This is a genomic window from Lactobacillus kimbladii, from assembly GCF_000970755.1.
Classification (GTDB): domain Bacteria; phylum Bacillota; class Bacilli; order Lactobacillales; family Lactobacillaceae; genus Lactobacillus; species Lactobacillus kimbladii.
Genome location: NZ_KQ034007.1, coordinates 1815967 through 1832272, shown reverse-complemented (window position 1 = coordinate 1832272; position 16306 = coordinate 1815967). Strand labels below are relative to the sequence as shown.

19 protein-coding genes are annotated in these 16306 nt (G+C 36.7%); 10 read left to right on the top strand and 9 right to left on the bottom strand.

Annotation, left to right across the window (positions count from 1 at the left end):
* A partial coding sequence (locus JF75_RS09015) for a transposase (protein ID WP_046332727.1) occupies positions 1–494 on the top strand: 494 nt, incomplete at its 5' end.
* Here the strand turns inward: JF75_RS09015 and vprA are convergent.
* Positions 484–1923: a vinyl phenol reductase gene (vprA, locus tag JF75_RS09010; RefSeq protein WP_046332726.1), complete on the bottom strand. Its 1440-nt coding sequence runs from the start codon at positions 1921–1923 to the stop codon at positions 484–486. The genes JF75_RS09015 and vprA overlap by 11 nt on opposite strands.
* A gap of 5 nt (positions 1924–1928) precedes the next feature.
* Positions 1929–3170: an MFS transporter gene (locus JF75_RS09005; protein WP_046332725.1), complete on the bottom strand. Its 1242-nt coding sequence runs from the start codon at positions 3168–3170 to the stop codon at positions 1929–1931.
* Positions 3171–3275: 105 nt separating this feature from the next.
* On the opposite strand from JF75_RS09005, the gene JF75_RS09000 reads away from it, so the two are divergent.
* Positions 3276–4178, top strand: a complete 903-nt coding sequence (locus JF75_RS09000; protein WP_046332724.1) for a LysR family transcriptional regulator — start codon at positions 3276–3278, stop codon at positions 4176–4178.
* Between the two features lie 41 nt (positions 4179–4219).
* On the opposite strand, the gene JF75_RS08995 is transcribed toward JF75_RS09000, so the two are convergent.
* A complete protein-coding gene (locus JF75_RS08995) occupies positions 4220–5083 on the bottom strand; it encodes a helix-turn-helix domain-containing protein (RefSeq protein ID WP_046332723.1) in 864 nt (287 codons plus the stop codon).
* Positions 5084–5189: 106 nt separating this feature from the next.
* On the opposite strand from JF75_RS08995, the gene JF75_RS08990 reads away from it, so the two are divergent.
* Positions 5190–6434 (top strand): MFS transporter, encoded by a 1245-nt coding sequence (locus tag JF75_RS08990; protein WP_046332722.1) that lies wholly within the window; start codon positions 5190–5192, stop codon positions 6432–6434.
* Between the two features lie 302 nt (positions 6435–6736).
* Here the strand turns inward: JF75_RS08990 and JF75_RS08985 are convergent, their stop codons facing one another.
* The 4 genes from JF75_RS08985 to JF75_RS08970 all read right to left on the bottom strand — a co-directional run bounded on the left by JF75_RS08985 (position 6737) and on the right by JF75_RS08970 (position 8988).
* Positions 6737–6988, bottom strand: coding sequence for a hypothetical protein (locus JF75_RS08985; RefSeq protein WP_052726909.1), 252 nt, complete (start codon positions 6986–6988; stop codon positions 6737–6739).
* Positions 6989–7015: 27 nt separating this feature from the next.
* Complete coding sequence (locus JF75_RS08980) at positions 7016–7348, bottom strand: type II toxin-antitoxin system PemK/MazF family toxin (protein ID WP_046332721.1); 333 nt, start codon at positions 7346–7348, stop codon at positions 7016–7018.
* Positions 7342–7593, bottom strand: coding sequence for an AbrB/MazE/SpoVT family DNA-binding domain-containing protein (locus JF75_RS08975; RefSeq protein ID WP_052059690.1), 252 nt, complete (start codon positions 7591–7593; stop codon positions 7342–7344). The genes JF75_RS08980 and JF75_RS08975 overlap by 7 nt, the downstream gene beginning before the upstream one ends.
* Before the next feature lie 156 nt (positions 7594–7749).
* Positions 7750–8988 (bottom strand): MFS transporter, encoded by a 1239-nt coding sequence (locus JF75_RS08970; protein WP_046332720.1) that lies wholly within the window; start codon positions 8986–8988, stop codon positions 7750–7752.
* A gap of 150 nt (positions 8989–9138) precedes the next feature.
* On the opposite strand from JF75_RS08970, the gene JF75_RS08965 reads away from it, so the two are divergent.
* From JF75_RS08965 to JF75_RS08935, 7 genes are all read left to right on the top strand, one after another.
* Positions 9139–10068 carry a hypothetical protein gene (locus JF75_RS08965; protein ID WP_046332719.1) on the top strand — a complete coding sequence of 310 codons (930 nt, stop codon included), beginning with the start codon at positions 9139–9141 and terminating at the stop codon, positions 10066–10068.
* A gap of 232 nt (positions 10069–10300) precedes the next feature.
* The gene (locus JF75_RS08960) at positions 10301–11644 is read left to right on the top strand and encodes a family 4 glycosyl hydrolase (RefSeq protein ID WP_046332718.1); all 1344 of its coding nucleotides are present in this window, start codon (positions 10301–10303) and stop codon (positions 11642–11644) included.
* 19 nt (positions 11645–11663) lie between these two features.
* Positions 11664–13304: an alpha-glucoside-specific PTS transporter subunit IIBC gene (locus JF75_RS08955; protein WP_046332717.1), complete on the top strand. Its 1641-nt coding sequence runs from the start codon at positions 11664–11666 to the stop codon at positions 13302–13304.
* Positions 13305–13377: 73 nt separating this feature from the next.
* Positions 13378–14169: a MurR/RpiR family transcriptional regulator gene (locus JF75_RS08950; RefSeq protein WP_046332716.1), complete on the top strand. Its 792-nt coding sequence runs from the start codon at positions 13378–13380 to the stop codon at positions 14167–14169.
* Positions 14159–14650 (top strand): hypothetical protein, encoded by a 492-nt coding sequence (locus JF75_RS08945; RefSeq protein WP_052726908.1) that lies wholly within the window; start codon positions 14159–14161, stop codon positions 14648–14650. The genes JF75_RS08950 and JF75_RS08945 overlap by 11 nt, the downstream gene beginning before the upstream one ends.
* Before the next feature lie 9 nt (positions 14651–14659).
* Positions 14660–15142 (top strand): PTS sugar transporter subunit IIA, encoded by a 483-nt coding sequence (locus tag JF75_RS08940; protein ID WP_046325615.1) that lies wholly within the window; start codon positions 14660–14662, stop codon positions 15140–15142.
* A 220-nt stretch (positions 15143–15362) separates the two neighbouring features.
* A complete protein-coding gene (locus JF75_RS08935; RefSeq protein WP_046332715.1) occupies positions 15363–15686 on the top strand; it encodes a hypothetical protein in 324 nt (107 codons plus the stop codon).
* Between the two features lie 109 nt (positions 15687–15795).
* Here JF75_RS08935 and JF75_RS10435 read toward each other — a convergent pair whose 3' ends face one another.
* Positions 15796–16005 carry a hypothetical protein gene (locus JF75_RS10435; RefSeq protein ID WP_052726907.1) on the bottom strand — a complete coding sequence of 70 codons (210 nt, stop codon included), beginning with the start codon at positions 16003–16005 and terminating at the stop codon, positions 15796–15798.
* Between the two features lie 121 nt (positions 16006–16126).
* On the bottom strand, positions 16127–16306 hold the full coding sequence (locus JF75_RS08925) for a hypothetical protein (RefSeq protein WP_046332714.1): 180 nt from the start codon (positions 16304–16306) through the stop codon (positions 16127–16129).

The following is a 16306-nucleotide window of genomic DNA, read 5'->3' as shown; positions in this document are numbered from 1 at the left end:
CTGGCCAAGTACGTGATTTTAAGGTCTATGAAGCAGATGAAGTACAACTAACGCCAGAACTAGAGCAATTGGCAAAAACCAAAAGCGGATATCAACGCCAAGTACGCTATAATCCTAACTGGCAATACTTAAAAGAAAAAGCCAAAGCAGTTCTCCAAAGTCCCGAAGGCAGACACAACTATAGCATGAGAAAGTATGATGTCGAGCCAGTTTTCGGGCATTTGAAGAACGTCTTTGGCATGCGCCGAACCCATTTAAGAGGGAAAAAGAAGGTAGAAACCGATGTTGGAATAGCCTTCATGATGATGAATTTAAGCAAATATTGGCACAGAAGATGGCCTAAGGACCATTCTTTTTTATTCAAGAATAAAAAGAGACAGAAAAAGACGATCAAATTAAGAGTTAAATTGATCGTCTTTTGTTATCTGGGAGTTAGTTTTTTCCCAGACACTTGTTTTCTGATTATCTTAATCAGTGCTTATTTTACAAATTAGCCGTTAAATTTTTAACCGCATTTCTGGCTGAGTAAACACAGTAACCAGCATGGCTTCCAGGTACTTTAACGCCATAGGTATCGCCATAAATTACGCCTGAGCCGTCACTGCCGATTGCATATAAATGCTCAATTGGCTGACCTTTGTCGTTCAATACTTCATTATTCAAGTTAACTTTTAAACCGTCTCCGGTGGTAAAGGCACCCACAGCCAATTCTATTGCGTAAAACGGACCTTGTGCAACTGGCAGTAAGTATTTCTTATCCTTACCAAAATCAGTGTCAACGCCTTTTTCAGCGAGTTCATTATAATGATTAACCGTTTCTTCAAGATTAGGAGCGGCGATCTTCTCTGCCAGTTCCGCTAGCGTTGGAGCAGAATTCATAAAGTCGTAGTTCTTAGTGATGGCTTCTTTAACATTGTCGCGCAAGTGCGGATAATTGGGTAATTCATAAAAGGGGTGTAAATCTAGTGGAAATCCTTTGTCAGTAAAATCATCAATAGTCTTTTGATCTAGAATGGCAAAAACGCGATCTTGGCGAATCATAGCATTTCCTTCATTAGCCCAATTACTTACGCAATCAAACTCATTGGTAAAACGATTACCAGCTTCATTTACCCATAAAATAGGTTCATCACAGACAGCGCTGCCTAGATCCCATGATGCAAATTCATACGTCGGAGTTTGTGAGTCATGGATTTGACCACCGAAATTCATTGTCATGCCGGTAAAAAAGTGTTTTGCTCCTTGCTTCCATGCCATTTTTAGACCATCACCGGTAGATTTGCCAGAGTTAACTGGTACAATCCGCTCAGGGTTGAACTTGTTGGCATTTTCCATTATTTCTGGATTGTTTAAATAGCCGCCAGTACCTAAAATTACGTTTTTGGTTTGTAAAGTAATTTCTTTGTCTGCAGTTAAATCTTTAGCGATGACAGTCCAACTGCCGTCAGCGTCATGCTTTAAGTCAACTGCTTGAGTAGAAGTTTTAATCGCAATATTATTTTTTTCAACATACGGCTGTAAAGCTTCATGGATTGCCTTGTTTCCATGACCTGTGAATAAGTGCCAAGTTGGCAAATCAGTGCCCATTTCTGTGACTTTGTCAAACTGAACGCCGTGCTTTTGGAGCCAGTCAACATTTTCTGCAGAGTGGTCAATATAATGGCGCCACATTTCATGATCAGCCTTATAGTGAGAATAGTCCATTTCCAACTGGAGAATTTGTTCACGCTTAATATTAATTCCTGCCTCTTTTTGCAATTTAGATTCTGCAGCAAAAACACCTTCAACATAGTTACCAGTCCCGCCAGTAGTTCTGCCTTTTTCTAGCACTAGGGCATTTAAATTTCTATCTGCTGCATCTGTGGCTGCAGCGAAACCTGCAAGACCGCCACCAATGATAATTACGTCATATTTTTTAGTCATAATATTTATTCTCCTTTATTTTCAAATCTTAAGCGGAATTTTGGTCCAATTATAGGGATGATTAAAGCAATAAAATAAATTATCGCTACTACAATGAAAACTACTATAAATGAGTTACTGCCTTCATAAATGTAACTAAATATTGGAGTAGCAAATGCGCCTATCACACCTGTGATGGCACTAACATTGGAGTAACCAATATCAAACGCTGGCCCAAACATTTCAGCACCAAATACTTGCTCACCTGTTCCCATGACAGTCGCACAAGCAGTTGTTAGTAAAGCAGCGGAGTATAGTAAAACAAAAGATTTTGTTTTAGCAGCTAAAATGAATAGCAACATCGCCGCAATCGGGCATATCAGCCAAGCAGCTACGGCTTTGCTCCCCCATTTATCTGTAGTAATCCCAAAAAGGGGAGTAACAAAAATTTCAGCTGCACTGATTAGTGTAATAATTAATCCCCCTGCAGTAGGGCCAAAACCACTACGAGTTGTAAAAACCGGGATTAAACTTTGAATATTGCCTCCAAATTCGACCAAGGCATAGAATAGTAACACCAATACGAAAGCTGCTGAAAAAATAACAGACTTTGTTTTTATTTGCGGTGCTGCAGGAATAGACGCAGTTTCTGTATTACCTTGAACTTGCTCAGCTCCATATGCCTTTAACCCGATATCTTCAGGCCGAAGTTTCATAATGAAAGCACCAAGTAAGCCGATAACTAGGCTAATACATCCCAGTGTCAGAAGCGCAGAACGCCAACCTAGTTTGGTGATTAAGATAGTAGTAAAAGAACTAGAAAACATCAGATAAATAGAAACAACAACAGCGCACAATGAAAATGCAAAGTTTTTCTTAGCAATAAACCAATTATTAACCAGAATGCCTTGAACAATATAGCCAGTAAACGCACAACCTAATCCTATGATTACAGCAGTTAAATATAATACGATTAGATTGTGGGCTTGTGATAAAACTGCTACCGCTGCGGCTGTCATGATGACGGCTAACGCTAATGCCCAATTAAAATGGACTTTTGTGATAAAGCGCCCCACCAGAACGAATCCAAATGACATTGAAATTATGGTGATAGTCATGAAGTATGATACTGCTGATAATGGTGCATGCAATGCATGTACTAATGGGTCTAAAAAGAGACTCATCATGACAGTATAAGTATTGGCAATCACGGCACACATCAATCCAGAAAATAGGACAATTAGCCACGGATAAACTTTCTGTTTCATTTATTAAAATTACCTCCTTAATGAATTTAATCACATAGTATCATTGCTAAAGGCGCTTTCTTAACGCATAATGGAATAAGAAAGTACAAAAAGGAATAATAAAATATGAATTTTTCACAATTGCGCTGTTTTATCTATGTTGTTGACAATTTAAGCTTTACTGTAGCAGCTCGTAAATTGGATTTTTCTCAGTCAGCTATTTCCAAAAACATCAAGGAGTTGGAAAAAGAAGTTAATGTGAAATTATTAGATCGTTCACCGCATAAATTAATGGTGACTGCTGCCGGTAAATATTTTTATCAAATAGCTTTAGATATCTTAAAGAAAAGAGATAGTGCTGTAGATTATTTGCAGCATAGGTCGGTATCTGCTGATCTCACTCAGATAAAAATAGGGATAGCGGCTAATCCCTTAGAACATTACATTATCCCTTTGTTTTTGCAAAAATTTAATTTGCAGTGTAAAGATTACGACTTTACTTTCATCATTAATTTTTTGGTTGATTACTTATCCCAGTTGCAAGAGCGCAAGATAGACTTGGCACTTTTAACTAGTGATATAATTAAGGACTCAGATGATGTCGTTTTTAAGCCATATGTACCTGTCAAGTATTGGGTTGCATTACCATTTGGCCATCCTCTAGAAAAGTATGAAACTATTTCCCTTAACCAACTTTGTCGTCAAAAAATTCTTTTACCATATACTGACCGTTCCTTGCCAGATATTTATCAGCTTAATCAAACAGTTTTGTCTAAATTAGGACCTGATCAGATTAAGTGGGTGGATGAGTACTTTTTAATGTATGACTTTATTAAGGCGAGACAAGGCATTGGAATAATTCCTAATTTTTGCATTAACAAAAATATCAATTTTGTCTCCTACCGCCCCTTAAAATATAAAAGTATTTATTATTATGGGCTGACTTATCTTAAAGATGATAAACCAGGTAGCGCTGGCTGGATTAGTGATGCACTGGAACAGGTAATAATAAAAAATATTATTAATTAAAAAAAGCCAGTTCCAAATTAAATGTTGCAACTAACTTCTATTTATCCTAAATTGCCACCGGTCTTTTCCTGCACAATTTTTTGCAACTGCTTACTAAATTCAGTCATGTCGATTAAGGCAAACTCTTCTATTTGCCTTGCGCAATTATCCAGATAAACCTGTTGGGGATCAAAATGATAGTTAATAATGTTTTCCAAAAATAATAGAGTCATCTTATTAAAGCAGGTTAGTGGCTGGGTGTGAATCTCATGGGATTTTTCCACCAACTGCTTTGCTTCCTGGTACTTGTCTTTTTCCAGACACATACTAATCATATTGATTAATATTCCCAACACTATAAATTGTATATTGTCATTATCGCTATCTTTAAATTGTTGAAAAATTTTGTTAGTAATGATCATATCACTGGCAAAATCATAAAAAACCATGCAGTTCAGGAAAATTTTGATAGTTTTCCAGTCAAAATTCTCTTCATTAAAGAATTTATTTTTTAGTTGCTGGATTTCCGCAGCGCTCAATTTTTCTTTAGTACCATCTATAATAGCCAGGATCGAGTTCACACGTAGCATTAATTCATTTTTACTAGCAAGCTGGCTACCTGCGATAGTCTGTTTGATTTCTTTTAGACGCTTAATATCAAAATTATAATAAGCGTCTGTCATTTGGGCAACAATCTTCTTTTTGAGATTATCTTCACTTTCAGTCTGGTAATCAAGTTGCTTAAAAAAAGTAGCAATTTTCACGTGATTTTGCCGTAATAGTTCAATTAGGTCTGCCGCTGAAATACGGGTCAGATCTTTTTCTACTTTAGAATAAAAAGAGGGGCTGATAACGTCGCCAATCCATGCGCGTTGAGTTTTGCCAGCTTGTAAACGGTATTGTCTAAGTAATGCACCGATAGTCATAATTTAACCTCATTAAAATTTTTTGTTTCATATATGACACTTTTTTATTTTCAATTTTAGCTCAAGTACAATTGAAAAAGAAGAAAGTTAAACGGGAGAAAAAATTATGACCATCTTTTTTAAAAATAAAGAATATCGCAAGTTTTCAATTGCCAGCATTTTATCTAGTGCTGGAGACATTTTATTCTATTTAGCGCTGATGACTTATGCCAGTCGGCTTAAAAATTATTCGCTGGCCTTATCATTAATCGCCATTTCAGAGTCAGTTCCCCGGCTGTTTTCCAGTGTTGGTGGCTATCTAGCTGACCGGACACAGAATAAATTTCAAAAAATAGTCTGGATGGCCATGATTAGAGGAGCGCTCTATTTGCTAGTCGGCTTTCTTTTTAGCCAAAATATTGCCGGTTGGAATTTAGTAATAATGGTGATTATCATCAACTTTATTTCTGATACAGCCGGAACTTATTCTGGTGGTTTAACAACGCCTTTAGTTATCAGTCTGGTTAAAAAAGATGAGATTGCTGAAGCCGAAGGCTTTACCAGCGGTGTCTCACAGGTAATTACTTTGGTTAGTCAGTTTGTTGGGTCAGGACTTTTGCTATTTATGTCATATTCTGCACTGGCTGTAATTAACGGTCTGACTTTCATTGTGGCTGGGTTAATTTATTACAAAATTGCTGGAAGTCAGCGTAAAAAAGGTATTGCAACTGTTACACAAGAAGTCGATGATCGCGGTTTTTGGGCTACCTTGGTTTTAGCATTAAAGCAAGTGAAAAAGGCTAGTGGCCTAATTACTACAGTACTGGTAATCGCCGTTTTAAACGGAGTTCTCAGCACGATCGAGCCCCTGATTTCTATTGTAATTGCGGGCAATCGTCAGGTGATGGTCATCGGAACCTATAGTTTTACAATCGCGTTAATTGGCGCTATGGCAGGAATAGGCGCTGCCTTAGGCAGTATTTTTGGTACTAATTTATTTAAAAAAGTTAGCCTTTATTTCATTATTATATTTGCCAATATTGCTGGTGCCAGTGTCATAATTGCTATTTTAAGCAAACAAATCTGGTTCTGTTTAATAACCTACTGTATCTTAGGCTTTTTTGCAGGAACTGCTACTCCAAAATTAACCCAATGGATGGTAGGTGCAGTTGATCATAAAATTTTGGCGTCTTCCATTGGTCTGATCAATACGATTTTATTAATTGCCAGTCCCTTAATGACAACTGCTTTTACTACCTTATCAGCGGTGACAAACGTGCAATATTCTCTTCTAGGATTATTAATCGTCAGTATTTTGCTCTTTGCAATTACCGTATTAGTGATGAGAAAATCCGCACAAAAAGCGCAATAAATAGCCATTTAGCCGGTAAACTTGCAGTTGCTTTTTACCAGCATTTTTCTAAGCCAGATATAAAAAGCCACCAAGATAATGGTGTGAATCCCAAAATTAGCACACTTTATGGTTGTTAACTGAGAACTAATTGCCCTTATTTGATCGGAGTTAGTTCTTTTAGTTTGGTCTTAATTTTATAATTATGCCAAAGCTGATAGATTATAATTTTATCTTGTTTAGCTAATTTAGACATAAAAAAGACCCAAAAGTTGGATAATTTTTGGGGTTCAGTACAGTTTTTGCTTTTTTAAAAAATTGAACTAAAATTGTGCTAATTTTTTCATATTAGCTTCGTCTAATCTTACTTTGATATTACCTTTCATTTTGACAGTTGGATCTATTGCCTTAACATGCTGCAGTAATGCTGCAGCATAGATTTCCTCTTGATCTATCTCCATAAATAAAGGTGATTTAACAAACTTTTCTGCTACTCTATATTTCTTTGGTGAAGATATAGGAACTATTAAAACCGTGTTAAAAAAAGGACCAATCTTAGCTTCACAACATATCATGGAATTATCTACAGAAAGACTGCTTGGCTAATCTTTCTGAAAAACTACTTTTACAATTTTGAGTATCTTTTCCATATAGTCATCAGGTAGTTGCTCTAAATATTGAAATGATTGATTATGATAATCGATTGTAATTAGCTGATCTAGCATGACTACACCTTTTGTTTGAGATGCAGCAGGTAATTCTTGATATAATGGGTAGCGTCTTTTAGTAGTAGATATAGGAGCAAACACAGCAATATGAGCGTATTTTTCAACCCCTTTATAGCTTAAATATAAATAAGGTCGTTTGCCAGATTGTTCATGCCCCTGTTTAGGACTTAAATCCATTAATAGAATAGATCCTTGCTTAATTACCATTTTTCATTTCCTTTTCTCTCATCTGGTAACTTAATTTCGGTATCAAATTCTTCACCTGAATAATCTTTAAAAAGTTCTTCAAAAGTTAAATCAGGTGTATCATCTTGCTTTGACATTATTACTTTGTTGTCCTCAATTTTAAAGTTTAACTGATCTCCTATAGTAGCGTTTAATGCTTGCAAGACTGCTTGGTTTAATCGGATGCCTTTAGAATTACCCCATTTAGATATAGTAGCCCGAATCATAATTTTCCCCCTATAAAAATAAACAATGTATATCCTGAAATGTAATAAAATTATACAATGTTTATCTACGGAGATCAAGCAAAACAAAAAAGCATCCTGAACGAAATATGATGTGACCACCAAAATTAGGATACTTTATTAGTTGTAAGTTAGTTTTTATTTATTAGGACTTTTTCTCAAACTGAAAAAGATAATCAGAATAAAGTTAATCAGTAGAGTGAAGCCTGTAGTCCAGAAAACTGTAGCATAGTTGAACAGACCGGAAATGGTGGAACCCATAAGTGAACCAAACACAGAGCCAACTGCTTGGAAAGACTGATTGTAGCTAAAGATACGACCAAAACTTTCGGCCGGAGTGTTCAGTGTCAAAACAGTCTGTGCTGCCGGTAACATTGCAGCACTGGCAATTCCCAGCAGAAAACGCAATCCTGCCAGTACCCAAGGCGAATGAGTTAAGGCCATAGGTACGAAGAGAATCGCACCTACTATTAAACCTAGGCGTAATATTTTTAGTGGTCCAATTTCATCCATTTTGTGTCCGATTTTGGAAGCAGCCAGCAGCGTTCCGAGACCTGGAGTTGCGGCTACGATCCCCGCCACAAATGCGATGTTTTTGCTATTAGGCATCATTGATTTAACGTATAAAGAAACAATTGGATCAATTGACATATTGGCAGCCTGAACTAAGAGTGTGGTAAAGAACATGACCACAATTAATTTAACATTGGGTAGAGAGTGCATGATCTCTTTCATAGGCTTCATTTCTTCGCGGGAAATTGGGGTAAAGTTTTCATGAACTAAGAATGTCGACCCTAAGAAGACGAGCACCATCAAAAAGCCGGTGATGAAGAATGGAATCCGGTAGCCCCAGACGCCACCAAGCCAATTGCCGAAGAAATTTGACAAAACACCACCTAAAAGTGGTCCAACTAAGTTTCCTGCCGTACCGGCAGTCATCATTTGGCTCATTACCCAGCCACTTTTTCTGTGGGGAGTTTCTCCGGCGATGAGGGCGGTAGCATTGTTAATGTAGCCGGAAAAAGCACCCTGAATAAAACGCATGACAATTATGTAAATAGCATTAGGGGCAAAACCTGTAGCAGTAATAGTTAAAGCCATGACCCCAGATGCCCGCATGCACATTAATTTACGACCCTTGCGATCAGCCAAGTTGCCCCAATAAGGTGAAACAATTGCCTGAGCAATAAATGTCATGGCAAATGCAAGACCGGAATACATACTAATCTGCAACTTGCTGTAGTGCCCCAGATCAGCGATAAATAGTGAGATAAAGGGCATTGTCATGGAATAGCCCATACCTGTGATAAAGCAGCCTAGCCATAAAGTGACAAAAGCTTTATGCCAGCCAGCCGGAAATTTTTCGGAAACTGTCAAAACGTCCTCGCTTTCTTTTTTAATGTTTTTCTAAAAAATATGATATCTTTTTTATTTTAGCACAATAAATTTGCTAAGAATTTGCTAAATAGATGATATTTTCATATTAAACATGTTAGGATATTATTTCTGAAAGGAAGGGGTGCTGGTATGGAAAGAAATTCACACTTGACCAGGCAGGAATATCGTGAAAAATACAGCCAAAAATCCCAGCTTCAAAATAAAGAAATGACTAAAACAGCACTCAGGGGGCATGACATCTCTCAAACTCGTGCCGACTACCGCCATTTAAAGTTAAATTTCTGGGATATTTTTGCAGATCGGCCATACATCGCGGTGGCAATAGTTGTTTTGGCAATTTTCTTAGTTATGGCCAAACTCTGGTGGCTTCTTGCTGCACTGGCAATTGTGGTCGCAATTGGCATCTTTGTGATTGGTCGCAGTCATCATCCTAACCGTGTACTTAGCCTTGAATTTAAAATGAAGTCATCCCGGAAATTAAGCATGTTACGAGCTTTGCAATTTGGTGGCTCGATTATCATGTTTCTGGCCACTTATATGAAAAAAGTGGTAACAGTTAATTTTTCCACAGCTGGTTCGACTGATGGCTTGCAAGTCGTCCAGGGCATCTTGTCTAATCGTGGTGGCGTCTATGGTCAACAGGGATCATACTTCTTGAGTTTATTAAATACCCTAACTGGCGGACAGCTGTGGGGTAAATATCGTTATGCGGCTAACAGTGCGCAAATGATGAACAGTGGTGCAGGCCGTTTAATTATTATGTGGGTTCTGCTTTTAATGATTGCACCAGCATTTTGCGTTTTAGCACAATTTTTTCGGGAACCATATTCGCGCAATACGGCCTTGGTAGCTTCAATCATAGCTACTGTCAGCTTCGTATTAACTCCTCGCTTATTGAGTAAGTGGATTGTAGAATACGCTGTCGAAAATCGTATGGCCAGCAGTCAAGCTCAGGCTGCCATTAGTGTCGGACCTATGGCCTATGTGGCAATGCTTTGCGCAATTTTAGTTTTAGTTATTTCAGTTTACCGGGTAATTAAAAAGGACAGATTCGTTTAAAATAGTCTTCTCATAACGTTTAACTTAATTAGCATTAATGCTGGCACCTTAGTGGTGCCAGTTTTTTGTGAAATTAATTTCGAAAAGTGAAACAAATATTTCAAGTTGTGAAATACGTATTCACTTTCCTGGAAAGCGGATACAAAAAATAAGAAAGATGTTATAAATATAAAAGTAAGCTAGCTTAGAAAATAACAGCTCAAGTTGGGCAGAGTGAATAAAGGAGAAGAATATGTCCGAAAAAGATAAACGTTATTCCGTAGTCATAGCAGGTGGCGGTAGTACTTATACCCCAGGATTTGTTTTAAGCTTAATTGCAAACCAGGACAGATTTCCACTAAGAAAGCTGAAATTTTATGATAACGATGCCGAAAGGCAAAAGAAAATTGGTGATGCGTGTGCAATTATTATGAAAGAACGCGCACCGCAAATTGAATTTTCGTATACGACTGATCCTAAAGAAGCATTCACAGATGTTGACTTCGTTATGGGATCAATTCGGGTTGGCAAGTACCACATGCGTGAACTCGATGAAAAGATTCCGTTAAGATATGGCGTTAATGGTCAGGAAACAACCGGACCCGGAGGAATGGCATATGGGATGCGTTCTATTCCAGCTATTATTGAGATAATCGACTGGATGGAAAAGTACTCGCCAAATGCTTGGATGATTAACTATACCAACACGATAGCAATTGTTGCAGAAGCTTGCCGTAGATTAAGACCAAATGCTAAAGTAATTAATATTTGTGACATGCCGGTAGAAATTATGACTAGAATGGCTAAAATTTGCGGCTTAAACGACTACCACGATCTTGATGTTAACTACTATGGCTTGAATCACTTTGGCTGGTGGAAAGAAGTTCGTGATAAAAAGACTGGCAAAGATTTAATGCCTCTTCTTAAGAAGCACATATCTGAAAATGGCTACTGGATCGGTGGTGAATTTGATAAGGAAACAGAGACCAGTTGGGCCGAAACCTTTAAAAAAGCTAAGGACTGCTATGCTCTTGATCCAGAAACTTTACCTAATACTTATATGCAATATTATTATTTCCCACAATATGAGGTGAAAAATGCAGACCCTAACCATACTAGAACTGATGAGATTCGTGAATACAGGCAAAAAATAGTATTTGGTGAATGTGCCAGAATTGTTAAAGCCGGCACTGCTAAAGGCAATATCTGGGAGGCTAATGCCGAACACTCTAATTATATTGTTGATATTTGTCATGCGATTGCTTATAACACGCATGAAAAATTCTTTGCTAACATTCCTAATAACGGCGCTATTGCCAATATTGATTCTGATTCTATTGTTGAAGTACCTTGCTGGTTTGGCGCGGACGGAGTTCAACCTATGGCAACTGGAATGGCCGGTAGATTCCAAAAGGGATTGATAGAAGAACAACAAGCATGTGAAAAGCTGGTAGTTGATGCTTATGAACAACATTCATACACTAAGATGTGGCAAGCCTTTGCTCTTAATAAGACAGTTCCTGATGCTTCTGTAGCGAAAAAGATTCTTGATGACATGATCCCAGAAAACAAGCCATACTGGCCAGAACTTAATTAGTGATTGGGGATGATGTCTTATGATGCAGAAGTTTCAAAAGTTTGGTGCAGCAATGTTTGTGCCAGTGCTTTTGTTCTCGTTTGCGGGTATTGTAGTTGCCTTAGGCAGCTTATTTAACAACCAAGCAGTTTTCGGCTCTCTGGCAAATCCAGGGACAACTTGGTATTCAATTTGGGATACAATTAGCGCAGGTGGTTGGACAGTTTTTAAGCAGGAAGCTTTGCTTTTCGTTGTAGGTCTACCAATTGGTCTAGCAAATAAATCCAGAGGTAGGGCTGCCATGGAAGCTGTAATTACCTACATGACTTACAACTATTTTGTTGGTGCTATGTTATCTCACTGGGGCGCCAGTTTTGGTATTCCTAACTTTGATAAAATCCAGATTGTGGAAAATTCCACTAACCACGGACTAACAGAAATAGCTGGGATCAAAACGCTAGACACTAGTATTATTGGTGCTCTAGTGGTTGCTGGTATAGTAATTTGGTTACATAATCATTATTTTGATAAGAAATTGCCGGACTGGCTGGGAACCTTTCAAGGGTCCACATATGTTTATATTTTAGGCTTTTTCCTTATGATTCCTCTGGCACTTATTACCTGCTGGGGCTGGCCAAAAGTTCAGCTAGGTATAACTGGTATGCAACACTTTATTACTAACAGTGGCGTTATTGGAGTGTGGATTTATAATTTTCTCAATCGTATTTTAATTCCAACTGGACTTCATCATTTGGTATATATTCCGTTTCAGTATGGTCCAGCTGTAGTTGCAGGTGGATTACAACCTTATTGGCTAAAACATTTAACTAAATTTGCGTTAAGTACACGTCCGTTAAAGCAACTGGCTCCTGAAATGGGCTTCCAACTGTGGGGTAATGAAAAAGTATTCCTTGCTCCGGTAATTTGTTTAGCGTTTTATGCGACAGCTAAAAAAAATAAAAAGAAGCAAACTTCAGCTTTGTTAATTCCAGCAGCTTTGACTTCATTCTTTGCTGGCATTACTGAACCAATTGACTTTACCTACTTGTTTGCGGCTCCAATTTTATGGGTAATTTATTCATTACTTTCAGCTACTATGAACACTATTATGTTCAGTTTTGGTGTTGTTGGTAACTTTATATTTGGCAGCATTGATATGGCGGCAGAAAACTGGATACCACTCTGGGCCAATCACTGGCAAACATTTCTAGTACAATTTACAATTGGTATTATTTTTGCAATTCTTACCTTCTTTATTTTTAAATTTATGATTATTAAGTTTGATTATGCTACTCCAGGAAGGGAAAAAGATGACGAAGATGTACATCTACTAAATAAGAAGGAATATCAAGCTAAAAAAGAATCAGCTTCCAGTGCCACAACTACTGCACGGCCATCTAAAAATGAGAAAGAAACTGATCCATACGTTGAAAGAGCAACAGCCTTCTTAGATTTATTAGGTGGAAGTTCCAACATCAAAGAGTTAAGTTCTTGTGCGACGAGATTGCGTGTCACTGTGGCTGATCCTAATAAGATGGGCTCTGATGCTCAGTTTAAGTCAGCCAAGGCCGTTAATGTTGTCCATCACGGCAAAGCAATTCAGGTTATTGTTGGCTTAGACGTTGCCCAAGTTCTTGAAGCAATGCAGGAATTAAGAAAGCAGGATAATAAGCAAGATTAATTATGGCTAGAACGCTTGTATAGGTAAAAGCAATTTGTCATATGTAAAATTACTTTATATGGAGCGTTGGTCTATGTCAAAATTAGAATATTTAGTCTATCAAAATAGTGGTAAATTGAATGATTCTGAAATAAGGGTCATTCAATTTATTATAAATAATGCAAAAGCGTGTAAAGGATTAAGTCTTACTGAGCTTGCGCGCAAATTATACGTTTCACGTTCGGCGATTTTCCGATTATGTAAACACCTAGGCTTGAGCGGATATAATGAATTGAAATTTCACTTAAATGAAGTCGTCCAAGAAAAAGAACAAAATAATATAAGTAAATTTATACCTGACAATTTTGATGCAAGCATAATAAAAGAAATCGAAAACTTACATAAAAATTTTAAGGTTCTTAAGTTAGATGAATTTTACAATGAGCTAAGTAATGCTAAGCATATTTATATTTACTCTACCGGCTGGATCCAACAGATGCTGTCTGATTATCTTTCTCACGAGCTTTTACTTTTTGGTATTTCATCAATAGTTTTGCCAGCTGCTGTTAGTGAACTGGAAATGGTAGGAAAAATAGCAGAAAAAGGCGACATGCTTTTTATTATTTCTTATACGGGCAATAATAAAGAAATTAACGATGAACTGGGTAAGTTTGAGATGGTTAACAACAAATTGCGTTATGTCTCCTTTACAGACCTAAAGCAAAATAAGCTTGCTTCACTTTCCGACTATAATTTCTACTATCCGACTGTAAAATTTTCGTCTAGCAATGATGTGTCATTTATACTAGCTTACACCTTGGTGGATTTCATCATAAATAAGTTTGGTATTTGGCAAAAAGAAAAAAGTGATAAAAATGGTAAGTAAGATAAACAACTTTGTGATTAGTTTCTTGAATAGGGCCCATTTAGACACCAAAAAAATTTTGACAACCTATATCTATGCTTTGATTTTAATTCCCTTGTTCTTCGGCAGCTTTATAATTTTGACATCATCTATTGCTAAACAAAACATCAATGTAGTTTTGAACAATACACCTTTGATTGCAATAGATATGATAGTAGCTCTTACGGATTTTATTATGGGTTATTATATTTGGCTCAAGAAAGATTTGATTCTTAAGCATGAGGGTAATTATCGTTTTTTGATGTTCACTCAGGCGATTAGCCAGTTAATGGTTGGTAATATATTTTGCTTGATTTTGGCGCTTTTTGGCATCATACGTATTAATGAACAAACTGGCAAATTAAAATGTCAAAGCAGTTTTATCAAAGTGCCTGCTGTTATCTTTTTGGCTATCTTTGGTTTTTGTTTAGTTTTAACAATTAGTATATTTATTAGAAAATAGGTAGAATTAATGTTTAATATATTTAAAAAACGTGGCTTTACAGTGGCTGCAGCTTGTGATGGGAAACTAATGCCAATTACAGATGTAAAAGATGAAGTTTTTTCTCAGAAAATGCTAGGTGATGGGTATGCCATTAAGCCTACAGATGGCAAAATTTATTCTCCTGTTGCAGGAACTGTCACCACAGTCTTTCCCACTAAGCATGCAATCGGCATTACTACTGATAATAATTTAGAAATATTGGTCCATTTAGGAATTGATACTGTTGAATTAAAAGGTGAGCCCTTTGAAGTGGCTGTCAAACAGGGCGATACTGTTAAGCAGGATGATTATTTGGCAAGTATGAATACAGAACTGATTACGGCTGAAAATTACGATGATACGGTAATAGTTGTTTATACTAATATGGACGTCATAAAATCTGTTTCTGATGTGTCGGCAGGTGATACGACCCACGGTGACACAGTTCAGACTCTGCAGTTTAACGCTTAATTATTTTTAAATAAGATGCTTCGACCGGTTAAATAAATTAAAGCCTTGAGCTTTAATTGCAATTTTAACTACCTCGGAGCGTTTTTTATTTGATATTGTAAAAGTATAGGTTTGGATTTATTATGAGGTTAACTAAAGATTAATCGTAAATTGTTTTGTAAATAGAGTAAAAGACTTGTTGTTTAAATTAATTTCAATGAAATTAGGAGGGGACTTATTTATGCTTAATAATATTGTTCTGATCTTGCTAATAGTTGATGCTATTTACTTAATATATCTAGTTTGCATTAGATTAATACACAAAACACCACAGAATTCTAAACTTGTCCAGTTTTATCAGCATGAACATTTAAGGTGGACTAAAGTTAAGTACTTCTTCCTTGTAGTTCCTATTGTTTTATTTCTTCTACCATATGATAATAGCTGGAATAATTATGTAACATCCTTGTTTGTGCGCATTATTGGAATTGTTTTGTGGACGCTGATATTTGTGATTGGTGACTTTCTCGATGGGGAAATGTATCACTGGTTTTTCAAAAAATAATACGGATAAGTAAAAAAACATAAGCACCTCAGTTTAGCCTGGGGTGCTTTTAAAAGGAAACTATTTTTATTTTTTGAGTGACTTGAATTAAGCAATATTTTGATAAAAATTAACGCTTATCTAAAATTTGATATGCTTTAGATAGCAGGTTATCCAAGTCTTTATCACTAACATGTCCAACAATTTTACCATTTCGACCGGAAAAATCATAATTAGGCATTTGAAAAGTAACTACACTACCAGATATTCCACTGCTGATATCAGCAAGACGATAGTATAGACCACGATTATCTTTTTTAAGATCATGGGCAAGGAGCATGCAGATAACGAGTCCTGTTTTTTATTATATGCATTATTTGATATAACTATCGCTGGTCTTTGAATATTGCCAGATTGGGGATTATGACCGCCTTCTTCTCGTCCTGCATGTGGTTCAGCATCTATCCGAATAATGTCTCTTGATTAGATGCTACATTTTCCTTACCAACCTGCATAGTATCAGGATTACCTACTTTTGCAATTTCTTTTTTAAAATCAATATCATCATATTCTCCATTAAACCACGGATTAGAGTCAATAGCCTTCTTATAGATTAAAGTATCGTTATCTTTTTGAGTCAA

What these genes read in the sequence shown, in the direction of transcription:
- vprA (WP_046332726.1), bottom strand. Translation starts at nt 1,923, where the DNA reads ATGACTAAAAAATATGACGTAATTATCATTGGTGGCGGTCTTGCAGGT.
- JF75_RS09005 (WP_046332725.1), bottom strand. Translation starts at nt 3,170, where the DNA reads ATGAAACAGAAAGTTTATCCGTGGCTAATTGTCCTATTTTCTGGATTG.
- JF75_RS09000 (WP_046332724.1), top strand. Translation starts at nt 3,276, where the DNA reads ATGAATTTTTCACAATTGCGCTGTTTTATCTATGTTGTTGACAATTTA.
- JF75_RS08995 (WP_046332723.1), bottom strand. Translation starts at nt 5,083, where the DNA reads ATGACTATCGGTGCATTACTTAGACAATACCGTTTACAAGCTGGCAAA.
- JF75_RS08990 (WP_046332722.1), top strand. Translation starts at nt 5,190, where the DNA reads ATGACCATCTTTTTTAAAAATAAAGAATATCGCAAGTTTTCAATTGCC.
- JF75_RS08985 (WP_052726909.1), bottom strand. Translation starts at nt 6,988, where the DNA reads ATGATATGTTGTGAAGCTAAGATTGGTCCTTTTTTTAACACGGTTTTA.
- JF75_RS08980 (WP_046332721.1), bottom strand. Translation starts at nt 7,348, where the DNA reads ATGGTAATTAAGCAAGGATCTATTCTATTAATGGATTTAAGTCCTAAA.
- JF75_RS08975 (WP_052059690.1), bottom strand. Translation starts at nt 7,593, where the DNA reads ATGATTCGGGCTACTATATCTAAATGGGGTAATTCTAAAGGCATCCGA.
- JF75_RS08965 (WP_046332719.1), top strand. Translation starts at nt 9,139, where the DNA reads ATGGAAAGAAATTCACACTTGACCAGGCAGGAATATCGTGAAAAATAC.
- JF75_RS08960 (WP_046332718.1), top strand. Translation starts at nt 10,301, where the DNA reads ATGTCCGAAAAAGATAAACGTTATTCCGTAGTCATAGCAGGTGGCGGT.
- JF75_RS08955 (WP_046332717.1), top strand. Translation starts at nt 11,664, where the DNA reads ATGATGCAGAAGTTTCAAAAGTTTGGTGCAGCAATGTTTGTGCCAGTG.
- JF75_RS08950 (WP_046332716.1), top strand. Translation starts at nt 13,378, where the DNA reads ATGTCAAAATTAGAATATTTAGTCTATCAAAATAGTGGTAAATTGAAT.
- JF75_RS08945 (WP_052726908.1), top strand. Translation starts at nt 14,159, where the DNA reads ATGGTAAGTAAGATAAACAACTTTGTGATTAGTTTCTTGAATAGGGCC.
- JF75_RS08940 (WP_046325615.1), top strand. Translation starts at nt 14,660, where the DNA reads ATGTTTAATATATTTAAAAAACGTGGCTTTACAGTGGCTGCAGCTTGT.
- JF75_RS08935 (WP_046332715.1), top strand. Translation starts at nt 15,363, where the DNA reads ATGCTTAATAATATTGTTCTGATCTTGCTAATAGTTGATGCTATTTAC.
- JF75_RS10435 (WP_052726907.1), bottom strand. Translation starts at nt 16,005, where the DNA reads ATGCTCCTTGCCCATGATCTTAAAAAAGATAATCGTGGTCTATACTAT.